Raw genomic sequence first — 15,400 nt, 5'->3', positions numbered from 1 at the left:
ATTTTAGTTTTCTTTCAATCGAGAGACATCATGAGCAAAAATATTCACGATTCACGCATCCTAATTTTAGATTTTGGTTCTCAATACACCCAATTAATTGCACGTAAAGTACGTGAAATTGGTGTTTATTGTGAGCTGTGGGCTTGGGACGTAACTGAAGAGCAAATCAAAGAGTTTAATCCTCAAGGGATTATTTTATCAGGTGGTCCTGAGTCGACGACGTTAGAGGGGAGCCCTCGTGCACCTGAGTATGTATTTAACGCAGGTATTCCAGTGTTAGGTGTGTGCTACGGCATGCAAACAATGGCCATGCAGTTGGGCGGTAAAGTTGAAAGCTCAGACAAAAAAGAATTTGGCTATGCCCAAGTTGAAAATGTCGCAAACTCAGTATTAATGGCCAACATTGAAGACCATATTTCAGAGTCGGGTAATGGTTTACTTGATGTATGGATGAGCCATGGTGATAAAGTGGTTGAAATCCCTGCTGGATTTACCACTGTTTCACGTACTGAGACATGCCCTCACGCCATTATGGCCAATGATGAGAAACGTTTCTTTGGTATTCAATTCCACCCTGAAGTAACACATACAAAACAAGGCTTACGTATTTTAGAGCGTTTTGTCGTTGATATCTGTGGATGTGAAAAATTATGGACTCCAGCCAAAATCATTGATGATGCAATTGAGCGTATCAAAGAAAAAGTCGGTGATGATGAAGTGATTTTAGGCCTATCTGGTGGCGTTGATTCTTCTGTTGTGGCGATGTTATTGCACCGTGCTATCGGTAAAAACCTGACATGTGTTTTTGTTGATAATGGTTTACTTCGTCTTAACGAAGGTCAGCAAGTAATGGATATGTTTGGTAATCACTTTGGATTAAACATCATCAAAGTCGATGCTGAAGAGCAATTCTTAAATGACTTAGCGGGATTATCAGATCCTGAAGCAAAGCGTAAGGCAATTGGCCATACGTTTATTGATATTTTCGATGCTGAATCTAAAAAGCTAAAAAATGCCAAATGGTTAGGTCAAGGGACAATTTATCCTGATGTTATTGAGTCAGCAGCTTCAGCAACAGGTAAAGCCCATGTGATTAAATCACACCACAATGTGGGTGGATTACCTGAAGACATGAAGATGGGCTTAGTTGAGCCATTACGTGAGTTATTTAAAGATGAAGTACGTAAGATAGGTTTAGAGCTTGGTTTACCTTACGACATGTTATACCGTCACCCATTTCCAGGGCCAGGTTTAGGTGTGCGCGTACTGGGCGAGATCAAAAAAGAGTACTGTGACTTATTACGCCGTGCAGATGCAATCTTTATTGAAGAACTTCATAAAGCAGATCTTTACCACAAGGTCAGCCAAGCATTTACTGTATTCTTACCGGTAAAATCGGTGGGTGTAATGGGTGATGCGCGAAAATATGATTGGGTTGTGTCATTACGTTGTGTTGAAACGATTGATTTTATGACGGCACGCTGGTCACATTTACCTTATGACTTCTTAGGGTTAGTTTCTAATCGTATTATTAACGAAATCGATGGTATTTCTCGCGTGGTTTACGATATTTCAGGTAAGCCGCCAGCGACGATTGAGTGGGAATAATCTGACTCGATAAAAAACAGCAAGCTTTGGCTTGCTGTTTTTTTATGTCTATTTTTCAAGGTGATAAATAATTGCTGAGAGTGCTTGCAGCGCAATAAGTTCAATAAGTACGTGATGGTGTGGGTATCTCGAGTTGTAACGTTAAAAAAGCTCTATATCTGAGTCACTTTTAGCCGCTATGGACTGTTTTTTGTTAATTTGGTGATAAAATACCAATTGATCGCGACCATGCTCTTTGGCGTAATACAGTGCTTTATCTGCATTTTCAATGACAGAAATAGGAAAATCATAAGGGCTCATTCGCGCCGCGCCAATACTCAATGTGAGTTGTTTGATAAATGGGAAATCAGTCTCATGAATCGTTTGTCTAAATTCCTCTAAACGCTTTGTAATCATGGCGCAGGTGGTTGGCTCAAAAACAATCACAAACTCTTCGCCACCAAAACGAAATACTAAATCTGAGGCCCTAAAAAAGCCCGACATTCTTTGTGCTAACAACAAAAGTACTTCATCACCACAAACATGACCATAGGTGTCATTGACAGCTTTAAAATGATCAATGTCGATAATTGCCAGCCATGATGTTGAATCATCGTGAATTTTTCGATTGGTTTTTTCGGCTTTAATTTTAAAGTGATCGTTGAGTTGGCGTTCCATCAGCATTTTTATTTTTCGATCAAATGTTTGTCTGTTTAAAAGCCCTGTCAGCTTGTCTCGCTCGTTTTCATTTAAGATGGTGAGGTAGTTTTCATATATCCGGCAAAATGCGTTAATCATGACTTGCTGGTGGCTACAAAGGCTATTGCACTCAATGTAAATAGCCCCAACGGGCTTGTCATTCAGTAAAACGGGGATCCAGCGCTGCTCTGTGCCATTTTTATTTTGAATGTTAATGGAGCACGCGGAGTGTAAGCAGGATGCAAGCTCTTGCGAGGTGTCTGTCAGGATGTCACGCTCACCCCAAACAAAGTTGTTTTCTTCATCAACACGCAGTGAGGCGCTTCTTTCCACCCCTGAACTATTAAACTCAGATAAGTTTTTATAGATAATGATTTCTTTGCATTCGATAAATTCATGAATAGTTGACACTAAACTGAACTCAAGAGAATCAACATCGCGAGTTTTGGTGATTTTGACTACGGAATTGAGTAACTCTTCTTGCATATTCACTCCTCTAGGAGGTTTTTAACTAAAAAATTTTCCCTAAAAGTGTCATCCATACCTATTTATAATTGAATTAATCAAAATAGCAACCATGGTAAAGAACAAAGTAAGCCCTATTTTTGTATTATAAATACACTTTGCGCTTACAAAATAATCACTTGAACTTAAATGTGCATTTTTTACTTTACCTTTTAAAAAAGCTCTTTATAATTCGTCGACATTGCAGGGGCGTAGTTCCAATTGGTAGAACAGCGGTCTCCAAAACCGACGGTTGGGAGTTCGAATCTCTCCGCCCCTGCCAATTCTTTTTTCTCTTACCTCAATTTGTTGTTACACTAGCGTCAGTTTTAATTTATTTGGCTTTATATGAATTCTGTCGAAGCAAAAATATTTGATGTTGAGCTACTACAATTCAATAATTATTACCAACACTTGGCGTCTCAATCACCAGAAGAAAATACCACTCACCCTGAGAGTTATCAGCTTCAATCAACTCAAATATTGACTGACCTTAATCAGGTATTGACAAATTCTCAGGTGAAAATTTTACAAACAAACGAACCTAATGCGTTCTTTTTGTCTGATGCTGCTTTACACATCTCACCTGAAATGATGGATGTTGAGAATAAAAAAGCGTTGTGGCAAGCAATAACTCGGTATTTAGATGAGCATTCAAGCACTTAATAAAACGCACTTAGACGCCATGATGGCGATTGAAGTGGCAGCGAATCAGTTTCCTTGGTCATATAAAAACATGGAGTCGTGTTTTAGTGGTCGGTATTTTAATTTTGGTTTCTTTATTGCTGATGAGCTGGCCGGATTTTATATTGGCGAAGTTGCAGGGCCAGATATTACGCTGATGGACATTTGTGTTGATCACAAGCTTCAAGGGCAAGGCGTGGGGGCAAAGCTGATGACTCATTTGCTGGCACAGGCTGAAGCGAAGGGAGCTGAAAACATCTTTTTAGAAGTAAGAGCGAGTAATAAAGCGGCCATTCACCTTTACGATAAAATGGGTTTTTGTGAAATGGGGGTCCGTAAAAATTATTACCCTACAGCAGAGGGTAATGAAGATGCTGTGTTAATGGGGTTGCCGTTTAATCCATTTGCAAAACATATGTGATTGACTTTTCGAGCTTTAAAAACTGGTAATCTAGAGAATCTTGGTTTTTATTTTTTAAACAACTCTCTAACTCTGACGCCGCTTCGCTAATGTGGGTAAAGCCAAAGCAACCCGCACTGCCTTTTATGCTGTGAGCAAGTGCAACAAGTTGCTCCCAATCTTTTGCGCTGTAAAGCTCTGTCAGCTCTTGATGTAGCTGAGGCATTTTGGCTTTATAATTGGCGCTAATTTGTTTGAATTGATCGCTTTTTAGGACCTCTTCCCATTTTTTAGTTGAATCGTGTTGCAGGCTTAGATATTTTTCGAGGGTATTTTCGAGTTCTTGTTTATCTATGGGTTTTGCTAACGATTCGTCGCAGCCAGCTGCTAAATAAGTATCTATGTCATTTTTCATCACATTAGCTGTCAAAGCGATGATCGGCCCATCATAGGCTGTATTTCGCAGCATTTTTGTTGCTTCTAACCCTCCCATTACGGGCATTTGCATATCCATTAAGATTAGGTCGTAATCATTTTTAAGCGCCAGCTCGACCGCTTGTGCACCATTGTTTGCAAAGTGTGGTTCAAGTCCCCATTGCTCAAGTAAAAGGCGTATTAACTCTTGGTTATCGAGATTATCTTCAGCAACCAGTATATGCGCTTGATAATGCGTCGCCTTAAATGGCGTTTGTGATGGTTTTAACTGGGCTAAATCAGCGGCAGATTTGATCACTTCAACAGGAATGTGTTCATTGTGTGCAGCCACAGTGATTGTAAAGCAACTGCCTTTTGTGAGCTCACTGCTGACTTCAACGTCACCTCCGAGGATTTGCGCTAGATTTTTTGAAATACATAAACCAAGACCAGTGCCGCCAAACTTTCTGGTGGTACTCGAGTCGGCTTGCTCAAAAGGTTTGAAAATTCGAGAGAGCTCTTGAGTTGACATGCCAATCCCTGTGTCTTGTACTTTAAATTCAATTAGGCGTAAGTCTTGTTGTGCATTAATTGACAAAGTAACAGAGCCTTCGCTAGTAAATTTGACCGCATTGGTACAAACATTCAGTAGGACTTGTTTTAGGCGTGTAACATCACTGTTGATCGTTCGTGGCAGTGGGTAGTGGTAATGAATATTAAACTCAAGTTGCTTATCTTGTGCTAGGACTTCAACTACAGAGGTGATGTCGTCTATGAGCTGATTGATTTCAAGAGGCTTTTGCTCAACTTCTAGCTTTTCAGCTTCTATTTTCGATAAATCAAGAATGTTATTGATAAGCTCAAGTAAATGGCGCGAGTTTCTAAGGACTGTATTGAGGTGCTGCGCTTTTTTGTCATCAGGTTCTTTGGTGAGCATTTGTTCGGTAAAGCCCATGATAGCAGTCAAAGGGGTGCGGATCTCATGACTCATATTGGCTAAAAAGCGGCTTTTAAGTTGGCTGGCTTGCTCAGCTTGGTTCATGGCTTTTTCAAGTTGATGGTTCATTTTTGCCAGCTCATGGGTTCGCGCAGAGACTTTTTCTTCTAAGTGCTCTTTGTAATCTTCAAGTTGCCCTTGATAATGACGAATTTGACTCACCATGTGATTGAAGTCTTGGAACAGCGAGCCCATTTCGTCTTCTCGCTCGATTGGTAAGAGGATTTTTAAGTCGCCATCTCCAACTCGGTGACTGGCTTCTGCGAGCATTTCTAAAGGAGTTAAGAGCAGCGAACGTACGACAATAAAAATCAGAATTGGTAAAAAAATGACTGAGGCGAATACCACTAATGCAGTAAACAGCGTGATGGCTTTGCCTGATTCATAAAGAATGTTCTTGGGAATAGAAGATACATAATAGGCGCCACCATTCATTTGATTGGCATAAATCATTCGCTCTTCATCATCAAGGGTATTGAGCTGTAGCTCGATGAGATGCGCTTGTTCGGCGGCAGTGACAATGCTTTTATATTCAAACTCAGTTAAAAAACGGCCAAGCTTACTAAAATCTGAACTAAAGAGAATTTTGCCTTCTTCATTTAAAACGATATTGAGCGTGTTCTCAAAGGGGGTTTCTAAAATACTGGTGTTCAATACAGAGGGATCTAAATGGACAATCAGGTACGCTAATAATTTAGGACTTTCTAAGTGGTAATCTGCCTTGAAAATTTGTTGTGCGAAGTAGAGAGATGTTGCGCCTTGATCATTTTGAAACATAAATTGTTGGCGTCTGATAGAACTATTTTTTAAATTGTCGGTAAAGTGGTAACTATCCGAGGTGGCAAACAAATCACTGGAATAAAATGCAATGCTTTTTCCATCGGGAGTGATTAAGTCGATGCTAAGAATATCTGGATAAGCATCTGTGTAGCTGACGAATACATCGAGTAAGTTACCTGGGTTTACCACTTTATTGCTGGTTTTATTCTCATAATCATCAAGAAATTCAAATAAAACAGGAGAATTAGAAAGGAGCTCTGTGGTTGCGTGAAAAGATTCAGTGTAATTAAATATTTTTTGTTGCTGTTGTTCGACGAAGCGACTCACACTGAGCTCTGCTTGACGTTCAGTAAATTGAGTAACATTTGATAAAGCAAAACCACCTAAGAATAATAATGGAACAATCACAAGCGGGGTTACATACCAGAGTAACTTGATACTAAGCTTGCTTTTGATCATTATTTATCCCTATATCCTTATTAGTACTTGTTTATAACACTAGGTGATTTAATATTAAATAGTTATGTTTGCAACATAGCAACTTACGGCGTGTTTTTTTAACTACATTGAGAGTATTTAATATTAGTATGACGCAGGAGTCGCGGCAAAATAAAAATAATCACTTAAAACACAGTTTGATGGTGTTGTGTTGTTTGTGCTTTTTTGTTCTGCCAAAAATATCGTTGTCGTCTGAACTTCCTTCTAGCTTGCAAGTTATTTTGGTGTCAAAGATTTTATCGTATGAAGCAAAACTGAGCAGCAAAGAGTCAATTTCAATTTATGTACTAGCATCCCCAACCATTTACCAAGCGTTTCATAAGCTAAAGGTCAAAGGTTACAGCGAAATTAAAATTAGTAATCTGGAGATTGGCTCTAATTTGCCAAATTCAACGTTTGATTTGGTTTATATTGCCGATGAAGCGCAAATTGAAGCGGCCGTCGAATATGCCATTCAAAATAACGCCTTATTAATTTCGAGTAACCCAAAATGGGTTACACAAGGAGTCACGTTAGGATTAGGTGCCAAAGAGGGGCGCCCTAAGTTTTATATTAATTTGACGACCAGTACCGCATCAGGCTTACAGTGGGATGATAAAATTTTATCTATCGCACAGACATATCGCTAGTTTTATCTTTATTTCTCACTCTAAAATGTCACTTTTATATTAGCCGCAATTGTTCTGCCTGGTTGTGGGTGATAGGGCGGCGTGAATCCATTTGGATTGATATTATATTCAGGATCGTAACGGTTAATATCACTGCTGCCATCTTGGCGTCCGACCCCTAAAAATTGTTTATCAAATAGGTTATTGATAAGTAGCTGAGGTGTGATGGTCACTGATGAAGTACTCCAGCCATGCCAACTAACAACTAAGTTAGCTAAACTGACACTCGGAGCCTGTCCAACAAAATACCGATTACTCGGTGGAGTGGCTCGAGATAAAAGGTGATTCATTCGAAAGTTAATATTTAACTTTTGCTCAAAAGAATCGAGACTCACTCCCCAGTTTATTTTATGTTTTGCAGTATGTTGAAGTGACAAAGTGCTGGCATTATTTTCGCCTTCTGTGAACTGATAATTAGCATAAGCGTTAATTTGTGAGGAAATGTTCCAATGGCTATCAAGTGAAAAACCATAGGTATCATCACTTTTGCCATTAATAAACATACTGCCACTTTCGCTGTCTTGTGCTTGTAAGGTGATGACATCTTTTTGCTGACTATAAAAAACAGCGGCTTTTAAACTGGCATCGTACACATCGTTGTTTGACACCCAGTGACTCACGATTTCATAGGTATTGATTGATTCAGGTTTGAGGTGATTGTTGCCCCTAAATTCATCGGTCAGTTCAAAAATAGAAGGCTCACGAAAAGCTTGCCCATATAAAAACTTAATCCGCCAATCAATGTTCTCTACCAAACGATCCGCATTATAGATCAACGCCAAACGTGGATTGATAGTCGAGCCATATTCATCACTGTGATCGTAACGAAGTCCTAATGTGTAGTCGAACCAATCCTGATAATTAGCTTGGTATTGAATATAAGCGGCACGTTCGTCGACTTCACGGGTACCAGAATTTGCATATTGATTGAGTCCAAGCCCTGATGCCGCAATGTCCCAGCTAGAATGAGTGCTCGCATCTTGGCCGCTTTGGTACTGGCCAAGTGAGACCACTTGATCCATTTTCTCAGACTGTTGAACTCGATACCCCAGTAGCCAATTAGAATCGATTTGATCAAATTGTACTTGTTGTTCAAAACCAATTTGGCTGTTGGTGCTATGGTAGCTTTTTACTAAATCAACAAAGCGGTAACTATATTGAAATCCGGTTTGAGGTAATTGCTTGTTTTCACGGTACCAGAGCTTTGAGGTTAATTGCGTATTGTTATTTATTTGATAGTCAACATCGAGGGCTACATGAGCCGCTTCATGATGTTTTTGATAGCTTTTTGCGCGAGTTTGATATTCAAATCCAGCCACATAACTGCCTAAACCTTGCTGTTGAGACCACTTATTAAAGGCTAGATTGATGCGGGTAATACCAAGGTTTTTGTTTAATGGCTGCCAAGTTGCTTTGCCTCGAAGCGCCCAATCCTTTGATTGGTTATTAAAGCCAGCAGACTGAAGTTGCCCAGCATTTGGATTTGCAGAGCCTGTTAGGTATTGCTCGTTAGCGTAATCTTGTGTTTGGGTTAAGGGCCATGGCTGCGCACTGAAGTAACCGGCAGGATCATAACGGGCTACACCTAAATCACCATCGGTTTCAGACAGTCTCCCCGACGCCTGTAAATACAATTCACTGAGTTGAGTATCGACCACGAAACTGGAAGTGCGTAGGTTGTTTTGGCCAAACAAGGTTGAAAATTGATCTGTTACTTCATCGTTGTTGGCAGCAGTGATAAAATGAATAACTCCAGAATAAGCATTTGCACCATAGCTTGCAGAGCCCGGCCCTTGTATGATTTCTATTTTTTTCAAATCAGCGAAGATTTGCTGATTTCCCCAAGGTTGGGACCAATTAAAACCAATATGATTTTGCACCACACCATCGACAAGGATCAGCAGCTGTACATTACCTGGTGAGCCGCCAAGACCTCTATTGACGCTGTGAGTGGTGTATTCGCCAGCACTGTCTTCGATATTTGCAAAGTCGAAACCGGGCACATCACGTAATACATCAATTAAATTTTGGTAACCACGTTGATGAATTGTTTGCGCTGTGACGACGGTAATGTTGGCTGGAGCATCGATTATTTTTTCTTTTGTACGGCTTGCGCTGATGACTTCTAAATTAAGCAATTCATTAAGAGACATGACATGCAGTGTTTCTAAGCTGTATTGCGCATTGTCGTCGGCTGTTGATGTAAATGCGGCACTTGCTAATAAAAGTACTGAAGATAAATGCGTATAATTCATTGAATAATTTATTAATTGCAGTGTATTAAATTAACTTAGCATATCTTGCAAGATATGTTTATTAACCAAACGAATAAAATGCAGTGAATAAGCGCAATTTGATACTGTTTTTAGAATCGATTTTAGAGCAAACGAAGGCGAAGTAGCGTCAAAATCCGACTGACCCACTTTTGTAACAATGACACTTTTCAGTACAGTAATATTCGTTTTAAAAGGGCAACAGACCCTAGTTAAAATAATGGTTTGGTATTATAATCGAAGCCATTTTTTGATCCTTAAATTCAGCAATTGGCGGTTTTAATGTCCAGTGTTTCTACTGAGGTGGCCAAACGTCGCACGTTTGCCATTATCTCTCACCCGGATGCGGGTAAAACAACGATTACAGAAAAAGTCCTTTTATTCGGAAAGGCGTTACAAAAAGCTGGTACAGTAAAAGGCCGAGGTTCTAACCAGCACGCCAAATCTGACTGGATGGAAATGGAAAAAGAGCGGGGTATTTCTGTCACCACGTCTGTGATGCAATTTCCATATAACGATTGTTTGGTCAATCTACTCGATACTCCTGGACACGAAGATTTCTCGGAAGATACTTATCGTACGCTCACCGCTGTTGATTCTTGCTTAATGGTGATTGATGCCGCAAAAGGGGTTGAGGATAGAACTCGTAAGCTGATGGAAGTGACACGTTTACGTACCACACCGATTGTTACGTTTATGAATAAACTTGACCGTGATATTCGCGATCCGATGGAAGTGATGGACGAAGTTGAAAATGAGCTAAACATTGCGTGTGCGCCTATCACTTGGCCAATTGGCTGCGGTAAAGAATTTAAAGGCGTTTATCATATCCATCGCCAAGAAGCGATTTTGTATCAAACAGGTCAAGGCCATACCATTCAAGAAGTCCGGACGGTAAAAGGGCTAGATAACCCTGAGCTCGATCAAGCCATCGGTGAAGATTTAGCAGAGTTGCTGCGCGAAGAACTTGAATTGGTCATTGGTGCTTCACATGAATTTGATTTAGAGCTGTTCTTAAGTGGTCAATTAACGCCGGTATATTTTGGTACTGCTTTGGGTAACTTTGGTGTTGATCACGTGCTTGATGGTTTGACCAAGTGGGCACCACAGCCCTTACCTCGTCAGACCGAAGATCGCGAAGTTGTGGCGACAGAAGACAATTTCAGTGGTTTTGTGTTTAAAATTCAAGCCAATATGGATCCAAAGCATCGTGACCGTATTGCATTTATGCGAATTGTCTCGGGTAAATACAGCCAAGGCATGAAAATGAATCATGTCCGTATTGGAAAACAGATCAGCATTTCTGATGCGGTGACGTTTATGGCCGGTGATCGTGAGCGTGCTGAGGATGCATATGCGGGAGATATTATTGGCTTGCATAACCACGGCACGATTCAGATTGGTGATACGTTTACTCAAGGTGAAAAGCTTAAATTTAGTGGTATTCCAAACTTTGCTCCAGAACTGTTTCGCCGAATTCGTTTACGCGACCCACTTAAACAAAAGCAGCTGCTTAAAGGGTTAGTGCAATTGTCTGAAGAAGGCGCTGTGCAAGTATTTAGACCACTGATCAACAATGATTTAATTGTAGGTGCGGTGGGTGTGCTGCAGTTTGATGTGGTCGTTGCGCGCTTAAAATCTGAATACAACGTCGATGCGCTTTATGAAAGTGTGAATGTCAATACAGCACGCTGGGTCTCAGGTACAGACAACAAAAAGTTTGAAGAATTTAAACGTAAGTGCGAAGCGAATTTAGCACTTGATGGCGGTGATAACCTCACGTATATCGCTCCAAGTCGTGTAAATCTCAACCTGTCGATGGAGCGTCACCCTGATGTGAGCTTCCATCAAACTCGCGAGAATTAATCGTAATGCGGTGTGGTATCACACCGCGATTTCCCGAGTTTATATGACCTTTTACAATCCAAAATTTAAATGACATAGCTGGTGCTTCAAGGTTACCGGCGACTATAAGAGAAAGATAATGAATATTCGTCAATTATTAGTCGAAAGAGCCATCGCCGCGATGGTCGCTGCAGGTTTACCTGAAGACACAAATCCTGCGGTTACACAAAGTACGCGCCCACAATTTGGCGATTACCAAATTAATGGTGCGATGGGGGCTGCGAAAAAGTTAAAAAGTAATCCGCGAGAATTAGCTCAAAAAATCATAGATAATTTACAGCTTGACGATGTTGCTGCTCAGCTTGAAATCGCAGGCCCTGGTTTTATTAACATTCATTTAAAGCCTGAGTTTTTGGCTAACCAGCTTGTTATCGCAAATCAAGATGAAAAGCTTGGCGTCAGCCCTCATCCAGCCACACAAAAAGTGGTAGTGGATTATTCATCGCCAAATTTAGCCAAAGAAATGCACGTAGGTCATTTACGCTCAACCATCATTGGTGATGCAGTTGTGCGTGCACTTGAGTTTCGTGGTGACACGGTTGTGCGTCAAAATCACATGGGTGATTGGGGCACACAATTTGGTATGTTAATCGCACATCTTGAAGATTTGCTAAACCAAGGTATTGATTTAGAAGCGGTTGCACTTGCTGATTTGGAGTCATTCTATCGCGATTCGAAAAAGCGTTTTGACGATGAAGAAGGCTTTGCAGATAAAGCCCGTGATTATGTTGTGAAACTACAAAGTGGTGATGCGCACTGTGATAAGTTATGGCGTTTATTCATTAATACGTCAGTGAAACATTCTGCTGAGGTCTATCAAAAATTAAATGTGACCCTAAGCCAAGACGATATCATGGCTGAAAGTGCTTATAACAGTCAGTTAAACGCGATTATCTCCTTATTAAAAGAGAAAAATATTGCTGTTGAATCACAAGGCGCACAAGTAGTGTTTTTAGATGAGCTCGCCAATAAAGACGGTGAACCATCGGCGTTTATTGTGCAAAAATCTGGCGGTGGCTTCTTGTATGCAACAACTGATTTAGCCGCATGTGACTATCGTTCAAATACATTAATGGCTGACCGTATCCTCATTTTTGTCGATGCCCGTCAGAGCTTACATTTTAGCCAAGTTGAATTTACCGCTCGTAAAGCGGGTTTGTTGCGTGACGAAACCAGTTATGAATTTTGCCCATTTGGTACCATGATGGGTGAAGATGGCAAACCATTCAAAACGCGCAGTGGTGATACAGTTAAATTAGCTGACTTATTAGAAGAAGCCATTGTACGTGCTGGGGCGAAACTGGCTGAGCGTGAGTCAGATTTATCTGAACAAGAGCGTGCAGAGATCGCTCGAAAAGTCGGTATAGGCGCAGTTAAATACGCCGATTTATCAAAAAACCGCACCAGTGACTACATTTTTAACTGGGACACTATGCTGAGCTTTGAAGGCGCAACGGCTCCATATTTACAATACGCATATATGCGAGTAAGAAGTTTATTCCGTAAAGCGAATGTCGATGTGAGCACGTTAAACGCTGCAATAACCATTGCTGAGCCGCAAGAAAAAGCACTCGCTCTTAAGTTATTACAGTTAGAAGAAGTGCTTGATCAAATGATCAGCGAAGCAACACCACACGTACTGTGTTCATACTTGTACGAGTTGGCGAGCTTATACATGACATTCTACGAAGCGTGCCCTGTACTTAAAGACGATGTGTCACCAGCGCTTAGAGACAGCCGCTTAATGTTATGTAATCTTGTCGCTAATACCATTAAGCAAGGCCTCGACTTGCTCGGTATTGAAGTGATGGAGCAGATGTAACCATCTAAATATAAACAGCGCTTCGGCGCTGTTTTTGGTTGTAATCAATCATTTTTACTAGGGATGATGAGATGAAATTAGAAGACATACGACGAGAATATTTAAAAGATGGACTCGATCGAGAGATGCTAAACGATAATCCAATTGTGCAATTTGAAGCCTGGTTAGAGCAAGCAGTTGCAGCTGATCTGCCCGATCCTACTGCGATGGTGGTAGCTACGGTCGATCCAGATGGTCAGCCTTCACAGCGTATTGTGTTACTCAAGCATTTAGATGAAGGTGGGTTTGTGTTTTTTACCAACACAGAGTCACGAAAAGCGCAGGAGTTGGCTCAAAACCAAAAAATCTGTTTGCACTTTCCTTGGCATCCATTAGAGCGCCAAGTCATTGTTTATGGTACGGCCAAGCCGTTATCAAATCTAGCGGTTACCCAATATTTTCTCTCTCGCCCTAAAGAAAGTCAGATTGCTGCATGGACGTCAGCGCAAAGTCGACCGATCTCATCAAAACAAGTACTGTTAGAGAAATTCGCGCAAATGAAAAATAAGTTTTCTCAAGGCGAAATCCCTCTACCTTCATTTTGGGGTGGGTATTGTATTGAACCGCACCAAATTGAATTTTGGCAAGGCGGTGCCCACCGCTTACACGACCGTTTCATGTATAAAAAGCAAGATACAGGTCAATGGTCAATTGAACGATTGAATCCTTAAGGTTGTTTTTACAAAGATGTCAGCTCTGATTGATTCACATTGTCATTTTGATTTTTCTGCATTTGATGACCAAAGAGAGCAGATAATTGAGCAATGCAAAGCTGTAGGAATCGAGCGGCTGATCGTGCCAGGCGTTGATTTAATGCAATGCTTGGCATTGATTAAGTTTAAAGAGCAATATGCAGATTTTATCGATATCGCCTTTGGCTTACACCCATACTTTTTAGATCAACAGTGTGATGATGCCATGAATCAGTTGGCAGCATTGTGCCGCCAGCATCGTGATTTAATTATCGCGATTGGAGAATGTGGTATCGATCGCAATCAACCTGAGCTTGCGTCTCAGTCTCAGCTGTTTATTGAGCATATCAAATTGGCCAACGAACTCGAGCTGCCCTTAATCGTGCATCATAGGCAAAGTCACGATTTGATTCAGGCGGCGTTTAAAAAAGTAAGACCAAAATTTGGTGGGATCATTCATGCATTTTCTGGCAGTGAACAAATAGCACGTTATTACTGTGATTTAGGCTTTAAACTTGGCGTCGGCGGGATCATTAGTTATGCCAGAAGCCATAAAACTCAGCAAACACTGGCGAGTATTCCTCTGGCGTTGTTAGTACTTGAAACGGATGCGCCGTCAATGCCCTTATCAGGTGCGCAAGGGCAAGATAATTCGCCGTTAGCACTTTGCGAGATACTAAGCTGTTTACAAGCAATCAGAGCAGAGCCAGCAGAGCAGGTTTGCCAACAAGTGTATCAATCAACTAAAGATATTTTTCGAATATAACGCATCACTTGCCATCTTTTTATCGTCCGAGCGATCAGCCAAGTACCGACAATACATAAAATGAGCATCAAACCAATTTGCCGTCCGAGCTGATGGAAGTAAGAGTGGCCTTCATTCATCGCCGCCATAGAGAGATACGTCAGTCTTACAAATCCCAAACGCTTTCCGGATTTAGAGGTGATAGGTTCTATGACTGGAGTTAATAATTTTGAAATCCCCGGCAAAGCTTTGGGTTGATTGAGTTGCTCTTTATACAAATAGCCGTTTGCACTTTTACTGATGAGCAGGCCGTGTTGATCAAAAATAGCCGCCGATTGTACATGTGGATCTTTGACGACATTATCAACAATTCGCTGTAATGCGGTGTTATCATCTTCTTTTATCGCATCGCGGGCTGTCAGCGACATTTGTAAAGCAAGGCTTCGGGCGGTAGTGTGAGATTGCTTGAGCAGGATTTCATGGCTTTCAAAGCTAGTGTTAAACGCAATATTGATGAAAATAAACAGGCACAGCAAAGCCAGGCTCAAACGAGTGATCCTTTGATAAATGGATGCAACAGCTGGATTTTGTAGTTGTGTTTTTTTCATAATGCTCAATACCCTACTGACAGTGTGCGCATTTCTTGGTAAAAATGCAATACAGCAAAAAGTATATCACGCCTTACGCGCTCAC

The 15,400-nt window shown here is 40.9% G+C and carries 12 protein-coding genes and 1 tRNA gene; 9 read left to right on the top strand and 4 right to left on the bottom strand.

Annotated features, from left to right (window positions below; translation table 11 throughout):
- The first annotated feature begins 30 nt into the window (after positions 1-30).
- Positions 31-1,608 (top strand): glutamine-hydrolyzing GMP synthase, encoded by a 1,578-nt coding sequence (guaA, locus tag PULV_RS05740; RefSeq protein WP_086742496.1) that lies wholly within the window; start codon positions 31-33, stop codon positions 1,606-1,608.
- A gap of 141 nt (positions 1,609-1,749) precedes the next feature.
- On the opposite strand, the gene PULV_RS05735 is transcribed toward guaA, so the two are convergent.
- A complete protein-coding gene (locus PULV_RS05735; RefSeq protein ID WP_193331128.1) occupies positions 1,750-2,772 on the bottom strand; it encodes a GGDEF domain-containing protein in 1,023 nt (340 codons plus the stop codon).
- A gap of 224 nt (positions 2,773-2,996) precedes the next feature.
- On the opposite strand from PULV_RS05735, the gene PULV_RS05730 reads away from it, so the two are divergent.
- The 3 genes from PULV_RS05730 (at position 2,997) to rimI (ending at position 3,895) form a co-directional block, all read left to right on the top strand.
- Positions 2,997-3,073, top strand: a tRNA-Trp gene (locus PULV_RS05730).
- A 65-nt stretch (positions 3,074-3,138) separates the two neighbouring features.
- A complete protein-coding gene (locus PULV_RS05725) occupies positions 3,139-3,456 on the top strand; it encodes a hypothetical protein (protein ID WP_193331127.1) in 318 nt (105 codons plus the stop codon).
- Positions 3,437-3,895 (top strand): ribosomal protein S18-alanine N-acetyltransferase, encoded by a 459-nt coding sequence (gene rimI / locus PULV_RS05720; RefSeq protein ID WP_193331126.1) that lies wholly within the window; start codon positions 3,437-3,439, stop codon positions 3,893-3,895. Before PULV_RS05725 ends, rimI begins: the two co-directional genes overlap by 20 nt.
- On the opposite strand, the gene PULV_RS05715 is transcribed toward rimI, so the two are convergent.
- Positions 3,870-6,524, bottom strand: coding sequence for an ATP-binding protein (locus PULV_RS05715; RefSeq protein WP_193331125.1), 2,655 nt, complete (start codon positions 6,522-6,524; stop codon positions 3,870-3,872). The two genes, rimI and PULV_RS05715, sit on opposite strands and share 26 nt — an antisense overlap.
- A 263-nt stretch (positions 6,525-6,787) precedes the next feature.
- Between PULV_RS05715 and PULV_RS05710 the strand changes: the two genes are divergently transcribed.
- Entirely contained in the window at positions 6,788-7,192 is a 405-nt protein-coding gene (locus tag PULV_RS05710) for a YfiR family protein (protein ID WP_176365108.1), read from the top strand.
- Between the two features lie 20 nt (positions 7,193-7,212).
- Here PULV_RS05710 and PULV_RS05705 read toward each other — a convergent pair whose 3' ends face one another.
- Complete coding sequence (locus PULV_RS05705; RefSeq protein WP_086742502.1) at positions 7,213-9,486, bottom strand: TonB-dependent receptor plug domain-containing protein; 2,274 nt, start codon at positions 9,484-9,486, stop codon at positions 7,213-7,215.
- 300 nt (positions 9,487-9,786) lie between these two features.
- Between PULV_RS05705 and prfC the strand changes: the two genes are divergently transcribed.
- The 4 genes from prfC (at position 9,787) to PULV_RS05685 (ending at position 14,728) form a co-directional block, all read left to right on the top strand.
- Positions 9,787-11,370, top strand: coding sequence for a peptide chain release factor 3 (gene prfC, locus PULV_RS05700; RefSeq protein ID WP_086742503.1), 1,584 nt, complete (start codon positions 9,787-9,789; stop codon positions 11,368-11,370).
- 118 nt (positions 11,371-11,488) lie between these two features.
- Complete coding sequence (gene argS, locus PULV_RS05695) at positions 11,489-13,231, top strand: arginine--tRNA ligase (protein WP_086742504.1); 1,743 nt, start codon at positions 11,489-11,491, stop codon at positions 13,229-13,231.
- A gap of 71 nt (positions 13,232-13,302) precedes the next feature.
- Positions 13,303-13,941, top strand: coding sequence for a pyridoxamine 5'-phosphate oxidase (pdxH, locus tag PULV_RS05690; protein ID WP_086742505.1), 639 nt, complete (start codon positions 13,303-13,305; stop codon positions 13,939-13,941).
- A 16-nt stretch (positions 13,942-13,957) separates the two neighbouring features.
- Entirely contained in the window at positions 13,958-14,728 is a 771-nt protein-coding gene (locus PULV_RS05685; RefSeq protein WP_086742506.1) for a TatD family hydrolase, read from the top strand.
- Here the strand turns inward: PULV_RS05685 and PULV_RS05680 are convergent.
- Positions 14,698-15,315, bottom strand: a complete 618-nt coding sequence (locus PULV_RS05680; RefSeq protein WP_086742507.1) for an AhpA/YtjB family protein — start codon at positions 15,313-15,315, stop codon at positions 14,698-14,700. The two genes, PULV_RS05685 and PULV_RS05680, sit on opposite strands and share 31 nt — an antisense overlap.
- Positions 15,316-15,400 lie beyond the last annotated feature (85 nt).

It is taken from the genome of Pseudoalteromonas ulvae UL12 (genome assembly GCF_014925405.1).
GTDB lineage: Bacteria > Pseudomonadota > Gammaproteobacteria > Enterobacterales > Alteromonadaceae > Pseudoalteromonas > Pseudoalteromonas ulvae.
The sequence above is the reverse complement of the archived record's forward strand: the minus strand, read 5'-3'. Positions and strand labels throughout refer to the sequence as shown.

What these genes read in the sequence shown, in the direction of transcription:
- guaA (WP_086742496.1), top strand. Translation starts at nt 31, where the DNA reads ATGAGCAAAAATATTCACGATTCACGCATCCTAATTTTAGATTTTGGT.
- PULV_RS05735 (WP_193331128.1), bottom strand. Translation starts at nt 2,772, where the DNA reads ATGCAAGAAGAGTTACTCAATTCCGTAGTCAAAATCACCAAAACTCGC.
- PULV_RS05725 (WP_193331127.1), top strand. Translation starts at nt 3,139, where the DNA reads ATGAATTCTGTCGAAGCAAAAATATTTGATGTTGAGCTACTACAATTC.
- rimI (WP_193331126.1), top strand. Translation starts at nt 3,437, where the DNA reads ATGAGCATTCAAGCACTTAATAAAACGCACTTAGACGCCATGATGGCG.
- PULV_RS05715 (WP_193331125.1), bottom strand. Translation starts at nt 6,524, where the DNA reads ATGATCAAAAGCAAGCTTAGTATCAAGTTACTCTGGTATGTAACCCCG.
- PULV_RS05705 (WP_086742502.1), bottom strand. Translation starts at nt 9,486, where the DNA reads ATGAATTATACGCATTTATCTTCAGTACTTTTATTAGCAAGTGCCGCA.
- prfC (WP_086742503.1), top strand. Translation starts at nt 9,787, where the DNA reads ATGTCCAGTGTTTCTACTGAGGTGGCCAAACGTCGCACGTTTGCCATT.
- argS (WP_086742504.1), top strand. Translation starts at nt 11,489, where the DNA reads ATGAATATTCGTCAATTATTAGTCGAAAGAGCCATCGCCGCGATGGTC.
- pdxH (WP_086742505.1), top strand. Translation starts at nt 13,303, where the DNA reads ATGAAATTAGAAGACATACGACGAGAATATTTAAAAGATGGACTCGAT.
- PULV_RS05685 (WP_086742506.1), top strand. Translation starts at nt 13,958, where the DNA reads ATGTCAGCTCTGATTGATTCACATTGTCATTTTGATTTTTCTGCATTT.
- PULV_RS05680 (WP_086742507.1), bottom strand. Translation starts at nt 15,315, where the DNA reads ATGAAAAAAACACAACTACAAAATCCAGCTGTTGCATCCATTTATCAA.